This is a genomic window from Reyranella sp. CPCC 100927 (genome assembly GCF_007859315.1).
GTDB lineage: Bacteria > Pseudomonadota > Alphaproteobacteria > Reyranellales > Reyranellaceae > Vineibacter.
On sequence record NZ_VOHA01000001.1, the window covers coordinates 648,798 to 661,367 of the forward strand.

The following is a 12,570-nucleotide window of genomic DNA, read 5'->3' on the forward strand; positions in this document are numbered from 1 at the left end:
TTATGCCGCCGCGCGGGCCTCGGCGATGTCGCGCCAGGCGGCCCGCTCGGGCTGGCCCGGTTTGCGGGCGCCGAAGAACAGCGCAATGGTACGACCGGCGTCGTCGAACGCCTCGACCGAGGTGACGACGCCATCGTCGGTCGGTTTGCGAACGATGAAGGTGTGCGCGATCGCGTCTTCGCGCAGATGCAGGTTGAACGTCGGGTCCAGCACGTTGAACCAGGGTCCGGTCGGCACCAGCTTCTGCACCGGGCCGGTGTGGATCTGGATGCAACCGGGACTGCCGACGAACACCATGATCGGCGTCTCGCTGCTGGCCGACGCCGTCAGCACATCGCGTACGCTGCTGGACGCCAGGGGCTGCGCCAGATCATTGCCGACCAGGCGCAGCGCCTGCACCCGGCCGACCTTGTGCTTCTGCAGGATGCCGAAGAATTCGTGCGTATCGCGCATGGCGCGCCAGGCGCCGCGCAGCGACTCGAGGTCGATCGCCGCGTCGGGCCGGTCCGGCGCAGGCTCGGGACGCGCCGCCACGCTGAGCTCGGCGCTCTGCGTTTCGGCCCGGAAGCGGGCCACCAGGGCATCGAAGGCCGCCATGTCGGTTTCGGCCGTAGCGTAGATCTTGTGCACGGCCGTGCCGTAGGCATCGAAGAACTGCAGGCTGCGCCGCGGGCCGCTGCGGGTGTCCTCGGCGACGGCAAAGCCGTCATGCCATTGGCCGAAGAAGATGCGCAGGTCGATGTCGGGGCCCAGCACCAGGCCGTGCGGCCCGTTCGCGCTCACCTGCTCGAAGCGGCCATGGCGTTCGTGCACGCAGTGATCGTTGCGCGTCAAGCACATCACGCGGCCCAAGGCTGGCATCGCCGTCAGCATGTCGCGCCATGCCGTGCTCAGCCGTGTCGCGGTGTCCTCGACGCCGCTCGATACCAGCTCAGCTTCGCTGACCCCCAATGCCTGGGCGGCGTCGCGCGCGCGCACGCCGGGCCGCTCGGCGCGCAGAGCCTGCAGCCTCTGGCGCAGATCGGATGCCTTGGTCATGGGTGGTCTCCTGGGAAATTCGTGGCGGGCTGGCTGGGGGCCGCGAGAGGAAGCATGTGTGCGACGACCTGGCTGACTGGCCACGCGACCGGCAAGGGATGTCGGCCGCTTGCGGACCTCGGGAACGCTATTTGGTGAGGATCAACTTGCCTTTGCTGGTGACGCGCAGGCGATACTCGTCGCCGGCATGGCGGATGATCAATTGGCCGCTGGGGCCCATCAGTTCGCGGCTGCCGACGCGTCGGATCGACGGTGCCCGGGGCGGCCGTGCATACTGCGTGCTCCGTGGCATGGCGTTCGGCGGCGTATTGGCCTGGTGCATGGAGTCCTCGTCTCGGTGGGGGCCCGCTTCCATGCCCGTGGCACGGCCCCGGAGGGACAGTTCTGGAAGCCGGTCGCCTGCGGTCATGGTCCTTCTCCGTGCCTCTGCATGGCACTCAGAACTGGAAGCTCGCGGCCAGCTTGAAATTGCGGCCGGGGTCCAGGTTGGGGGTGAGGTGGTCGCGGTAGCGCTTGTCGGTCAGGTTATCGATGCCGACGTCGAAACGGGCACCGCGCAGCGGGCCGTCCGACGGCTGCCAGCTGAGGAACAGATCGAACAGGGCGTAGCCACCGGTCCTGCTCGTGCCGGTGGGCACGCGGTGCTGATGAGCCACGACCTTGGCACGGCCACCGATCACCAGATCCCATTCCGGGATCTGGCGGCCGACCGTCAATGCCACCTTGTCGCCGGGGATCGAGGCCAGCGGCTGGTTGGTCACCTTGTTCTCACCGCGGATCAGCGCCGCGCCCAGCGAGCCGAACCAGTTGCCGCTGCGGTAGCCGCCTTCGAACTCCACGCCGTAGATCGTGGCGCGTGTGACGTTGGTCGGCGTGGTCGTCGTGGCGGTGACGAGCAGGTCGATGAAATCGCGATAGTTGGTATGGAAGCCCGAGACGCGCAGGCGCAGCTGATCGCCGGTCTGCACGGCATCGTCGAACTTGAAGGTGATGCCGATTTCCTTGTTCTTGCCGATCTCGGGCTTCAGGTTGGGATTGGGAATGAACCTGTTGCCGGGGAAGTGCGTGCCCGAAACGTAGAGTTCCGACAGCGATGGCGCGCGGAACGCCTCGGCGTAGAGCGCATAGACCGAGAACCACTTGGTGACGTCCCACTGGCCGCCGATGCGCGGCGAGACGCGTGATTCAGACAGCGTGGCGCCGACCGACTTCGAGCCCGGTGCGCGATAGTAGTAGTCGAACCGCACGCCCGGGGTCAGGCTGACGGAATTCCAGAACCGGATCTCGGGTTGCACGAACGCGCCGGCGACTCGCCCGCGCGCGTCGGGGAACTCGGGTCGGGGGTTATTGTTGCGCTCGCCGTCCGTCGTCTCGATCCGGCCGTCGACGCCGTAGGTCAGCGCTACCGACACCGCATCCGACACCTTGAAGCGGCTGGTGTTCTGTACGTCGGCACCGGTCGTGCGCAACGCCGTCTCGTCGAGGCGCGGACCGGTGAAGGGGCTTGGCCGCAACAGCCGTTCGCGGATGTAGACGCGGTTGTGGTAGGCGACCGCCTTGAGGTCGAGCCACGGCAGGTTGGGATCGCGATGATCGTAGCTGATCGAGCCCGTGAACTGCTGGGTCGTGCGGTCCGCTGGCGCCGTGGTGGCCGCGGTGTTGGGTGCCGTGGTTGAGACATCGCGGTCGTCGAAGGCGATCAGCGACAGGCCCAGCCGTTGCCCCGGCTGGAAGGTGTAGCCGGCTTTCACCAGGCCGCTCACCACCTCGGCGCCTGAATTGGCGAGGTGGCCCTTGCCGCCGAACGAATAGTTGCCGCTGTTGCGGTAGGTGAGCCCGCCCAGCAGGTCGAAGCCAGCGACGTTGGCGAAACCGACGACCTGCGCCATCGCCATGTCGTTGACCGACTGGAAGCCGGTCTTGACCCGGTAACCGGCTTTCTCGCCGGGCCGCAGGAAATCGGTGGCATCGCGGGTCGTGATGTTGATCACGCCGGCCAGCGCGCCCGATCCGTAGAGCACCGAGTTGGGACCGCGTACGACATCGACCTGCTTGATCAGGTCGGGATCGAGGAAAATGCGGCCCTTGTGGCCTGACTGGAAGTCCTGCCGTGCGCCGTCGAGACGGATCAGCACGCGCTCGCCTTCAAGGCCGCGCACATTGGGTTCGCCCGCGCCAGGGCGCGGGCCGCCACCGATCTCGACGCCGGGCAGGTCGCGCAACAAATCGTCGATGCGCTGCGGCATGCGAAAATCGACAGTCTGCTTGGACACGGTCGAGGCGGAGCCGGGGACGTCGTAGAGACTGCGCTCGGTGCGGGTGCCGGTCACGGTCACCGGATCGAGCGGCGCAACGGGCACCTGCGCCTGGTCCGGAAGACCCGGCGTGGCCTGTCCCAGCGCGTCGCTCGTCGACAATGCCGCCATCACCATCACCACAGCCGAACCAGACCGCTTCATGCTCCCCGACCCCCGCCTGCTTTTGGGATGCTCGACGGCATCCACATGGCTGGCGGGGAGATTTCCCGGCTGGCTACCCCTTGAGCTGTACCAGACACCCTCTGAGAATGCAATTGCGAATCATTATCATAGACGTGATCGGGACGTCGTGATGCCCGGGATGACGGGCCGGGGAGACGGGCGATAGGCTGGGTCGCATGACCACGCTCGACCTGATTCTCCGTAATGCGGTGCTGCCTGACGGCCGGACTGGCCTCGACATTGGCGTCAAGGACGGCCGCATCGCGGCGCTCGAGCGGTCGTTGCCGGCGTCGGCCCGTCGCGAGATCGATGTCGGCGGCTGCCTGGTCAGCCCGCCGTTCGTCGATGCGCACTTTCACATGGACTCAACGCTGTCTCTGGGCCAGCCACGGCTCAATCAGTCCGGCACCTTGCTGGAAGGCATCGCACTCTGGGGCGAACTGAAGCCGCATCTGACGCAAGCGGCGCTGGTCGAACGGGCGTTGCGCTACTGCGACTGGGCGGTGGGGCGTGGCCTGTTGGCGATCCGCAGCCACGTCGACATCTGCGATCCGCGGCTGCTCGCCGTCGAGGCCCTGCTGCAGGTGAAGCGGACCGTGGCGCCCTACCTTGACCTGCAACTGGTGGCGTTTCCGCAGGACGGCTACCTGCGCAGCCCCGATGCCGTGGCGCTGCTCGATCGCGCGCTCGAGATGGGCGTCGATGTCGTCGGCGGCATTCCGCATTTCGAGCGCACCATGGCCGATGGCGCCGACAGCGTCCGCCGGTTGTGCGCTCTCGCTACCGAACGCGGCGCGCTGGTCGACATGCACTGCGATGAAAGCGACGATCCGCTGTCACGCCATGTCGAGACCCTGGCGGCCGAGACTGTGCGGCATGGATTGCATGGCCGGGTCACCGGTTCGCACCTGACGTCCATGCATTCGATGGACAACTACTACGCGTCGAAGCTGCTCGACCTGATGGCCGAGGCGCAGCTCAACGTCGTCGCCAACCCGCTGATCAACATCACCCTGCAGGGCCGCCATGACACCTATCCCAAGCGCCGCGGCATGACACGGGTGAAGGAGCAGATGGCGCGCGGCCTGACCGTGGCCTTCGGCCAGGACTGCGTGATGGATCCCTGGTATCCCCTGGGTTCGGGCGACATGCTGGATGTCGCCGCCATGGGACTGCACGTCGCCCAGATGACCGGCGTCGCGGAGATCGGGGCCTGTTTCCAGGCGGTGACCGCCAATGCCGCGCGCATCCTGCAACTCGAGCGCTATGGGCTCGACATCGGTTGCCATGCCGACTTGGTGGTGCTGCAGGCTAGCGATCCGGCCGAAGCGATCCGCCTGCGCGCCACACGGCTCTATGTGCTGCGCCGCGGCCGCATCGTCGCGCAGGCGCCGAAAGCGGAAGCCACGCTCGATCTGCCCGGACGCGCGACGACAACCGTCGACTGGCGTCTCTAATTTTTTGGACCGCGGGCGTCCACGCCCGCATCACAGGCGAAAGCTGTGCTTTCGCCTGTGCACGTTAGCGCCGACAGTCTTTCGCTCTTTGCTTCGCTGCGAGCGAATGCGGGCGTGGACGCCCGCGGTCCAAAAACAACATCAATTCGGCGTGATGCCGGCGGCCTTGACGATGTCGGCGATGCTCACCAGTTCGGCGCGGATGTAGGCGTCGAACTGCTCGGGCGACATCGGCATCGGCACGGCACCCAGCGCCTTCAGCCGTTCGGTCAGCTCCGGTGATTGCAGCGCCTTCACCGTTTCGGCGTTGAGGCGCGTGATGATCGGCCGCGGCGTCTTGGCCGGCGCCAGCATGCCGAGCCAGAAATTGTAGTCCGAGTCTGCCACGCCGGCCTCGATGGTGGTCGGCACGTCAGGCAGCAGCGGCGAGCGCTGGGCCGTACCGACGGCCAGGGCGACCACCCGGTTGTCGCGGATGTATGGCAGCCCGGCGTTCAGCGGCACGAAATAGGCGTCGACCCGTCCGTTCATGAGATCGCTCAGGACCTCCGGCGTACCCTTGAAGGGCACGTGCGTGTATTGGATCCCGGCGCGGGCACGGAATTTCTCGGCATTCATGTGGGTGGCGCTGCCGACCCCGGCCGACGCGAAATTCAGCTTGCCCGGATTGGCCTTGGCGTAGGCCACCAGATCGCCCACCGTCTTGAAGCCCCTGGCCGGTGCCGCGATCAGCACGTTCGGCAGGTTGACCAGCGGCGTGACGGCCGCGAAGTCGTTGGCGGTATCGAACGGCAGGTCCTTGTAGATCGCCGGGTTGGCGGTGTGCGCCGACGAATGGACCAGCAGGGTGTAGCCGTCAGGCGTGGCCTTGGCGACGGCCTCGGCGCCGACCCGGCCGCCGGCGCCCGGCCGGTTCTCGACCACGATCGGCTGGCCCAGCGCCGCGCCGAGCCTGTCGGCGACGGCGCGGGCGGCGATATCCGTCGAGCTGCCGGCCGTGAAGGGTACGACGAAGCGGATCGGTCGGTTGGGGTAGTCCTGCGCCGCGACCCGAGTCGCGGGCAGGGCGATGACAGCGAACAACGCGAACAAAAGGGCACGAACGACTCGCATGACGTCCTCCCCTGATGCTGTCAGCGGCCGCTAAGACCATCCTCGACCGCGACGTTCTCCGGTTTCAGGTCCAGGCCTGAGTTGCGCGCCTGCAGCGTGATCAGGCGCGCGAAATCCTCGTCGAGATAGCCATTGCCGATCAAGGCCTGAATGGCCTCGCGCGCCGCCACGGCAACCGGCATCGGCACATTCTGGCTGCGGGCGGCGGCAAGTCCGAGATCCATGTCCTTGCGCAACAGCACCGGCGTGAAGGTCGGTGTGAAATCGAGCTTCACCAGCGCCGGTGTCTTGTAGCGGGTGAAAACCGAGCCCATCACGCTCTTGTTGATGAAGTCGAGAAAGGCGTGCCGCGGCACACCGGTCTTTTCGGCCAGCACCGTGAGCTCGGCCAGCGACTGGATCACGATGCCGAGAAACACGTTGTGGCAGATCTTGATGATGCGCGCGAGGTCGCCCTCGCCGACATAGGAGACGCCGGTGCCCAGCGCTTCCAGCCATGGCAACGCCATGTCGTAGGCTTCTTTGGGCCCCGAGACGACAAGGCTCAGTTTGCCCGCCTTCACGACCTTGCCGTTGCCGCTCACCGGCGCGGCGAGCATCTGCGTGCCGCGCTCGGCCGCCGCGGCGCGCAGCTTGGCCGACGCCTCCTCCGACACGGTCGAGCAGTCGATCAGCACTTTCGGCGTCCGTCCGTCGCGCGACAGGACGCCGTGCTGGCCCAACGTCACGTCCAGCAGATCGTCCGAAGTCGAAACCATGGTGAAGACGACATCGCGGTCGGCGAGATCCGCCGGGCGGCCGACGATCGTTGCACCGTATTCCGTCAGGGGCTCCGCCTTGGCGCGCGTCCGGTTGTAGACGGCGAGCGCGCCGCCGGCCTTGGCCAGGCGGCCGGCCATCGGAAAGCCCATGCGTCCGGTACCGACCCAACCGAGGGTGTGCGCGGGAGGCGAGGAGAGCGGCATAAAGGCTCCTTGTCATGCAAACGTTTGCATAAATCTATACAGAGCGACGCGAAAGCGGCAATCTCTTTCTTCGTCAGGGAAGCCGTATCTGGAATGATCAAACCGGGAAAAACCAAGAAAGCCACCATCCTGGACGTCGCCAAGGCCGTCGGCGTCCACGCCTCGACGGTATCGCGGGCTCTGAACCCGCAGACGCAGCACATGGTGGCCGAAGCGGTCGCGGAGCGGATCGCTGCCGCATCGCGGCGCCTGGGCTACACCGCCGATGTCTTCGCGTCCGGTCTGCGGACGCGGCGCTCCAATACGGTGGGTGTGCTGATCCCGGACATCATGAACCCGGTGTTCCCACCCATCCTGCGCGGCATCGAGGATGCGTTGGCCACGGCTGGCTGCACGGCGATCATCGCCAATGCCGAAGGTGAGCCGCAGCGGCACGGCACCATTCTCGACCGGTTGCTGGGCCGGCGGGTGGACGGGCTGATCCTGGCCACGGCGCAGCGGCGTGATGCGGTGGTGGAGCGCTGCATGGCCGAGGGCGTGCCGGTGGTGCTGATCAACCGCACGCTGGCCGGCAAGCGGCCGATCAGTGCCGTCGTTAATGACGACGAAGGCGGCATCAAGCTCGCCGTCGATCATCTCGTCGCCCAGGGGCATCGCCACATCGCGCACATCGCCGGGCCACAGGCGCTGTCCACCGGATATGCACGGCGCAGCGGGTTCCTGGCAGCGCTGAAGACGGCCGACCCAGCCCTGATCGTCGAGGCCGCCGCCTACAGCGAAACGGCCGGCGATGCCGCCATGACCAAGCTGCTGGCCGGCAAGATGCCGTTCACGGCCGTCGTTGCCGCCAACGACCTGCTGGCGCTGGGCTGCTACGACGCGCTGGCCCGTGTCGGGTTTCACTGCCCGCGTGATATATCGGTCACCGGCTTCAATGATATGCCCTTCGTCGACCGCTTCGCGCCGCCGCTCACCACGGTGCGCATCCAGCATTACGAGATGGGCCGCCGCGCCGGCGATGTGCTGATGGAGCATCTGCGTCGCCGCGACACCGCATCGGTGACCATCCGCCTGGAGCCGTCCCTGGTCGTGCGTGGCTCGACCGCGCCGCCGGCGGCATCGGGCAGGACCGGTAGCGCTTCGCGCTAGCGCCGGTCCCGGCACGTCAATACCGGTTTGCCACCGGCAGCTCCTCGGCCGGGAAGCGCGTGATCACCGTGCAGCCCTTGTCGGTGACGACGATCTCCTCCTCGATGCGCGCCGCCGAGATGCCATCGGTCGCCGGACAATAGGTCTCCAGCGCGAACACCATGCCGGCCTTGATCTCCATCGGATCTTCGAAGGAGTTCAGCCGGCTGATGATCGGCCGTTCGTGCAGGCCAAGCCCCAGGCCATGGCCGAACTCCAGCCCGAACGCCTCCATCTCGCTGGTGAAGCCGATCTTCTCGGCGCTGGGCCAGCAGTCGGCAACCTGGTCCGAACGTACGCCCGGTCTGATCATGGCGATGGCGGTGTCGATCCACTCGCGCGCCCGCTTGTAGGCGTCCCTCTGCGCGTCGGTGGCCTTGCCGACGTTGAAGGTGCGGTAGTAGCAGGTGCGATAGCCCATGTAGGACTGGATGATGTCGAAGAACGCCTGATCGCCGGGGCGGATCAGCCGGTCGGTGAAGTTGTGCGGATGCGGCGAGCAGCGTTCGCCCGAGATGGCATTGATCGCCTCGACGCAGTCGGAGCCTTTTTCGTAGAGATCGTGATTGGCTAGCGCCACGATCTGGCTCTCGCGTACGCCGGGCTTCAGGGCTTCCGAGATCTTGTGATAGGTGCCGTCGACCATGGCGGCGGCGATGTTGAGCAGCATCAGCTCGTCACGGCTCTTCACCTCGCGGGCGTCGAGCATCACCTGCTGGCCGTCGACCACCTTGATGCCCAGCCGTTGCAGCTCGAACAGCATCGGCAGTTCGACCATGTCGATGCCCAGCGGCATGTCGGCGACGCCTTCCTCCTCGAGGATCGACTTGATCTCCTCCGCCGCGCGCCGGAACAGGCCGATCTTGGGGTTGATGGCGCCGCGCAGGCCGACCATGCCGGCGCGGCAGTGATCGTGGTGCAGCCACGGCGCATAGATCCGGTGATGCTTGGCGGCGGAACCGAAGTCCCAGACATAGGGATCGCCGTTGCCGGTCAGCAGGCAATAGCGCGTGAGCTTGTCGCGCGCCCATTCGCCGATCACCGTCGAGGACATGTAGCGGATGTTGTGCTGATCGAAGGTCAGGATGGCGCCGAGATCCGATTTCGCCAGGGCCTGGCGTGTGCGTCCCAGCCGGTAGTTGTGCAGCCGGCGGAAGTCGACGCGCTCCTCGAAGTCGACCGCCATCTGTCCCAGCGCCAGCAGCGGTCGCGTCCAGTCGTGGCGCGGGTCGACATCCTCGGGGCGCACGATCGTGGGTTCCGGCTGCTTCTTCTTGGCCATCGACTGCTCCTTGCAAACGTTTGCAAGTCAGTCCGCCATAGAACGCCCGGTATTGTCAATCCGGCACGTGCGACGACATCGATCTTCTTCGGGGCGTTGGCCCTCGGGCTCGCCGACGGTCCTGGGGCTAGTTGTGGAACTCGGCCATCGCCAGCTGGTTGTCCTTCATCGGCCAGGTGCGCACCGGGATGGTCTCGAGGTTGAACACGGCGACGACCGTGCGCGTGGGCCCATCGGGCAGCGTGAGGCGGCCCGTGGATGTACCGGGTACGCCCTCGTTGATGCCGGAGGGTACCTTGCCGTCGAGCGTGAACTTGTCGCGGCCGTGTCCAAAATAGCCGCGCGGCCGGGTCATGACGACAACCGAGCCGGCTTTCTCGTCGTCCTTGACGTATTGGCCCGGCCGCAGGTGGATCACGTCGCTGGAACGCAGGAAGGGCGAGCGGTAGATGTGCGTGATCGGGCTACCGCTCACGGCGACGACGAACTCGTAGTAGGCATCCTGGCGGCCCTTGAACGGTCCCCAGACGCCGTCGGCGCCCGTCACGCGGCGATGCACCGGTTCGAGCGCGCGGCGTTCGCCGGTGCGGGCGTCGACCTCCCAGATCTCCACGCTGGCGCCGGCCACCGGCAGGTTGGTGTACAGGCCGCCGTCGGCGATGCCGTTGACGCGCCCGTTCAGCACCGGTTCACGCTCGGGTGCAATGAACAGCGTCGTGGGTGGACGACCGACGATGAACTCGTACATCTTCTGGAACGCCAGCTTGTCGAAGGCGACCTCACGATGATCGAGACCCGGCAGCACGACGTTGGCGGCGCCGCGCAACTCGGGCGCATCGTAGGAAAGGCCCGTCGGCTTGCCCGGCATGCCGACGAACTGGCCGTCGGGCTGGGCGAACTTGTCGAGCTTGTCGCTGCGCAATGTCATGAACGCGACGCCGGGCACGACTTCGGTCGGGCCGTCGTTGAGCTGGCGCATGAAGGCTCCGGCACCATTGAACTCGCTGCCCTTCAGCGCCGTGTCGGAAACCAATACGCCGTGATTGGTGGCACCACACAAGACGGCGTGGGACGTAAACTCGGCACCGCCGGCATTCTTGAGGAAATTGCGAATCGCGTTGCCGCCGCGCGAACTGCCGACCAGCGCCACCTTCTTGCGCCGCGTTTCGGCCAGGACCTTCTTCACGAAAGCGGCCAGCTCCTCGCGCTGGTCGGCGGTCGATGAACGGAAGGGCTCTGGGCGGGAGTCGTCGGTGCGTGCCGTGGGGTAGGTAAAATCGATCGCGTGCAGCAAATTGCGCGGATAGGAATTCGACTCGAAGCGCCAGATCGTGGTGTGCCACAGCGCCGCGGTGTCGCCGTTGCCGTGAACGAAGACGATGGGTGGCAGCTGCGATGCCGGCGGGGTGCTGCGCGGCTGTTGGCGGGTCTGCGCTTGTGCCGGGCCCACGATAGCTGCAGCCATCCCGGCGACCATAACGCTGCGCCGGCCGATTCGTACGGGCATATCTGCGCCGGCCATGAATCCCTGTCTCCCTGCGGCTATGTTGGCAAATCACGGCGACGCGGGCTAGCGTCGTGACATGACGCCACCATCCAGCCGCAACATTGCCTCAACCTTGCTGCGACCGGCACTGCCGCCCGACGCCCGGATCGATACCAGCACGCTCAAGGTCGACACCCCGGTCGGCTGCCTCGTCGTGGAAGCGACCGACGACATCATCATCGCCGTGCGCTGGATCGACGGTGGGGCCGACGACGCTGTTGGCGACAGCGGTCTGTTAGCCGAGGCGCGCCGTCAGCTCAAAGCCTATTTTGCCGGACGACTGAAGCGGTTCGATCTGCCGTTGGCGCCCGCCGGCTCGTTATTCGAGCGCGATGTCTGGCGCCAGATGTGCGACATCCCCTACGGTGGGATCATGACCTATGGCGAGATGGCGCAGGCGGTCGGGGGCGTGGCGCGCGCCGTTGGCGGTGCCTGCGGCGCCAATCCCATTCCGGTCATCATCCCCTGCCACCGTGTGCTGGGCGCCGGCAACCGCATGGTCGGCTACAGTGGCCGCGGCTGGGTCGAAACCAAGCGCTGGCTCCTGGTGCACGAGGGCGCGATGCTGGTGTAACGCTGTTACCGAGCCGGCGCCGGCTTTCCCGAGGAAAATCCTGTCACCCGCGCCAGCAGCCGGCGCAGCGGCCGATTGAAGCGGGGCCAGCCGGCGGCGACGAGGTCCAGGTGTCGAACGGGATCACCAACATGGCGGAAGGCGGCGATGCCGGGGCGCAGCGTCCGTGGCAGTGAATCGTACACGCGTACGCCGGGCAGCTCCATGTCGGACAGTGTGCGCGCCAGCGCCAGGGTCGGGCCCGCCGACGCAAAATCGTGTTCGCGTCCGCCGGTGTACACCGCTGCGATGAACGCCTGCCGGTGATGGGCGGTGAACCACGACGTGAACGCCTCGGTCTCGCCGTAGATCGTATCCAGGCCGATGAATCCGATCACGCGATCGGACACGCCGCCGACGGTGAGAACCTTGGCGGCGGCGCGGTAGCCGCCGCTGAATGAGGCGAGCAGGATGGGCGCCCGCCCGTAGCGCTCGGGCTCATCGCCGCGCCGGCCCGCGATATGCGCCGTCGCCTCGTCGACAAAGCGCGCGAAGGCCCCTGGTTCGCCGAACCGGCCGGGGTGGCCGGGCGTCGCGACGATGTCGGTGTCGGCGTCGCGCGCGAACTGCGGTGCCACGACGACGGCATTGAGGCCCGAGTCGTCGACCTGCTCGATCAGGCGGTAGGTCTCGACCACATGGTAGCGATGGCCGCCGATGCGGTGGGTCAGCGTCGCGCACCAGCCGTGGAAGAATGCAATGACCACGAACGGCCGGCTCGGATCGAAGTGCGGCGTGACATGCAGCAGGCTGCGCGTATCGTCGAACACACCGGCCGGCCCCTCGACACCGGGACACGGGAACGGTCCGTGCCGCAATGCTTCCACACGCGGCCACGGCCGTCCGTCGACAAGTTCAATGGTCGAAGGCCCGTGCTGCATGTCGCGC

General features: G+C 66.8%; 11 protein-coding genes. 3 read left to right on the forward strand and 8 right to left on the reverse strand.

The window, feature by feature from the left end; genetic code table 11:
- The 3 genes from FQU96_RS02865 to FQU96_RS02875 form a co-directional block, all read right to left on the reverse strand.
- The gene (locus FQU96_RS02865) at positions 1-1,038 is read right to left on the reverse strand and encodes a hemin-degrading factor (protein ID WP_146539318.1); all 1,038 of its coding nucleotides are present in this window, start codon (positions 1,036-1,038) and stop codon (positions 1-3) included.
- Positions 1,039-1,165: 127 nt separating this feature from the next.
- On the reverse strand, positions 1,166-1,360 hold the full coding sequence (gene hemP / locus FQU96_RS02870; protein WP_255467811.1) for a hemin uptake protein HemP: 195 nt from the start codon (positions 1,358-1,360) through the stop codon (positions 1,166-1,168).
- A 115-nt stretch (positions 1,361-1,475) separates the two neighbouring features.
- Positions 1,476-3,497, reverse strand: coding sequence for a TonB-dependent hemoglobin/transferrin/lactoferrin family receptor (locus tag FQU96_RS02875; protein ID WP_146539319.1), 2,022 nt, complete (start codon positions 3,495-3,497; stop codon positions 1,476-1,478).
- 197 nt (positions 3,498-3,694) lie between these two features.
- On the opposite strand from FQU96_RS02875, the gene FQU96_RS02880 reads away from it, so the two are divergent.
- Positions 3,695-4,975 carry an amidohydrolase family protein gene (locus FQU96_RS02880; RefSeq protein ID WP_146539320.1) on the forward strand — a complete coding sequence of 427 codons (1,281 nt, stop codon included), beginning with the start codon at positions 3,695-3,697 and terminating at the stop codon, positions 4,973-4,975.
- Positions 4,976-5,116: 141 nt separating this feature from the next.
- Here FQU96_RS02880 and FQU96_RS02885 read toward each other — a convergent pair whose 3' ends face one another.
- Positions 5,117-6,088: a tripartite tricarboxylate transporter substrate binding protein gene (locus FQU96_RS02885; protein ID WP_146539321.1), complete on the reverse strand. Its 972-nt coding sequence runs from the start codon at positions 6,086-6,088 to the stop codon at positions 5,117-5,119.
- 20 nt (positions 6,089-6,108) lie between these two features.
- The gene (locus tag FQU96_RS02890; RefSeq protein WP_146539322.1) at positions 6,109-7,053 is read right to left on the reverse strand and encodes an NAD(P)-dependent oxidoreductase; all 945 of its coding nucleotides are present in this window, start codon (positions 7,051-7,053) and stop codon (positions 6,109-6,111) included.
- Positions 7,054-7,146: 93 nt separating this feature from the next.
- Here FQU96_RS02890 and FQU96_RS02895 point away from each other — a divergent pair, with 93 nt between their 5' ends.
- Positions 7,147-8,202, forward strand: coding sequence for a LacI family DNA-binding transcriptional regulator (locus FQU96_RS02895; protein ID WP_146539323.1), 1,056 nt, complete (start codon positions 7,147-7,149; stop codon positions 8,200-8,202).
- A 16-nt stretch (positions 8,203-8,218) separates the two neighbouring features.
- Here the strand turns inward: FQU96_RS02895 and FQU96_RS02900 are convergent, their stop codons facing one another.
- Positions 8,219-9,523 carry a Xaa-Pro peptidase family protein gene (locus FQU96_RS02900; RefSeq protein ID WP_146539324.1) on the reverse strand — a complete coding sequence of 435 codons (1,305 nt, stop codon included), beginning with the start codon at positions 9,521-9,523 and terminating at the stop codon, positions 8,219-8,221.
- A 127-nt stretch (positions 9,524-9,650) separates the two neighbouring features.
- The gene (locus FQU96_RS02905) at positions 9,651-10,988 is read right to left on the reverse strand and encodes an alpha/beta fold hydrolase (protein WP_255467813.1); all 1,338 of its coding nucleotides are present in this window, start codon (positions 10,986-10,988) and stop codon (positions 9,651-9,653) included.
- A gap of 118 nt (positions 10,989-11,106) precedes the next feature.
- On the opposite strand from FQU96_RS02905, the gene FQU96_RS02910 reads away from it, so the two are divergent.
- A complete protein-coding gene (locus tag FQU96_RS02910; protein ID WP_146539325.1) occupies positions 11,107-11,643 on the forward strand; it encodes a methylated-DNA--[protein]-cysteine S-methyltransferase in 537 nt (178 codons plus the stop codon).
- A gap of 5 nt (positions 11,644-11,648) precedes the next feature.
- Here FQU96_RS02910 and FQU96_RS02915 read toward each other — a convergent pair whose 3' ends face one another.
- On the reverse strand, positions 11,649-12,563 hold the full coding sequence (locus FQU96_RS02915) for a hypothetical protein (RefSeq protein WP_146539326.1): 915 nt from the start codon (positions 12,561-12,563) through the stop codon (positions 11,649-11,651).
- Between the last annotated feature and the right edge of the window lie 7 nt (positions 12,564-12,570).

Coding starts and splice junctions, on each gene's coding strand:
- FQU96_RS02865 (WP_146539318.1), bottom strand. CDS start 1,038: ATGACCAAGGCATCCGATCTGCGCCAGAGGCTGCAGGCTCTGCGCGCC.
- hemP (WP_255467811.1), bottom strand. CDS start 1,360: ATGCACCAGGCCAATACGCCGCCGAACGCCATGCCACGGAGCACGCAG.
- FQU96_RS02875 (WP_146539319.1), bottom strand. CDS start 3,497: ATGAAGCGGTCTGGTTCGGCTGTGGTGATGGTGATGGCGGCATTGTCG.
- FQU96_RS02880 (WP_146539320.1), top strand. CDS start 3,695: ATGACCACGCTCGACCTGATTCTCCGTAATGCGGTGCTGCCTGACGGC.
- FQU96_RS02885 (WP_146539321.1), bottom strand. CDS start 6,088: ATGCGAGTCGTTCGTGCCCTTTTGTTCGCGTTGTTCGCTGTCATCGCC.
- FQU96_RS02890 (WP_146539322.1), bottom strand. CDS start 7,053: ATGCCGCTCTCCTCGCCTCCCGCGCACACCCTCGGTTGGGTCGGTACC.
- FQU96_RS02895 (WP_146539323.1), top strand. CDS start 7,147: ATGATCAAACCGGGAAAAACCAAGAAAGCCACCATCCTGGACGTCGCC.
- FQU96_RS02900 (WP_146539324.1), bottom strand. CDS start 9,523: ATGGCCAAGAAGAAGCAGCCGGAACCCACGATCGTGCGCCCCGAGGAT.
- FQU96_RS02905 (WP_255467813.1), bottom strand. CDS start 10,988: ATGGCTGCAGCTATCGTGGGCCCGGCACAAGCGCAGACCCGCCAACAG.
- FQU96_RS02910 (WP_146539325.1), top strand. CDS start 11,107: ATGACGCCACCATCCAGCCGCAACATTGCCTCAACCTTGCTGCGACCG.
- FQU96_RS02915 (WP_146539326.1), bottom strand. CDS start 12,563: ATGCAGCACGGGCCTTCGACCATTGAACTTGTCGACGGACGGCCGTGG.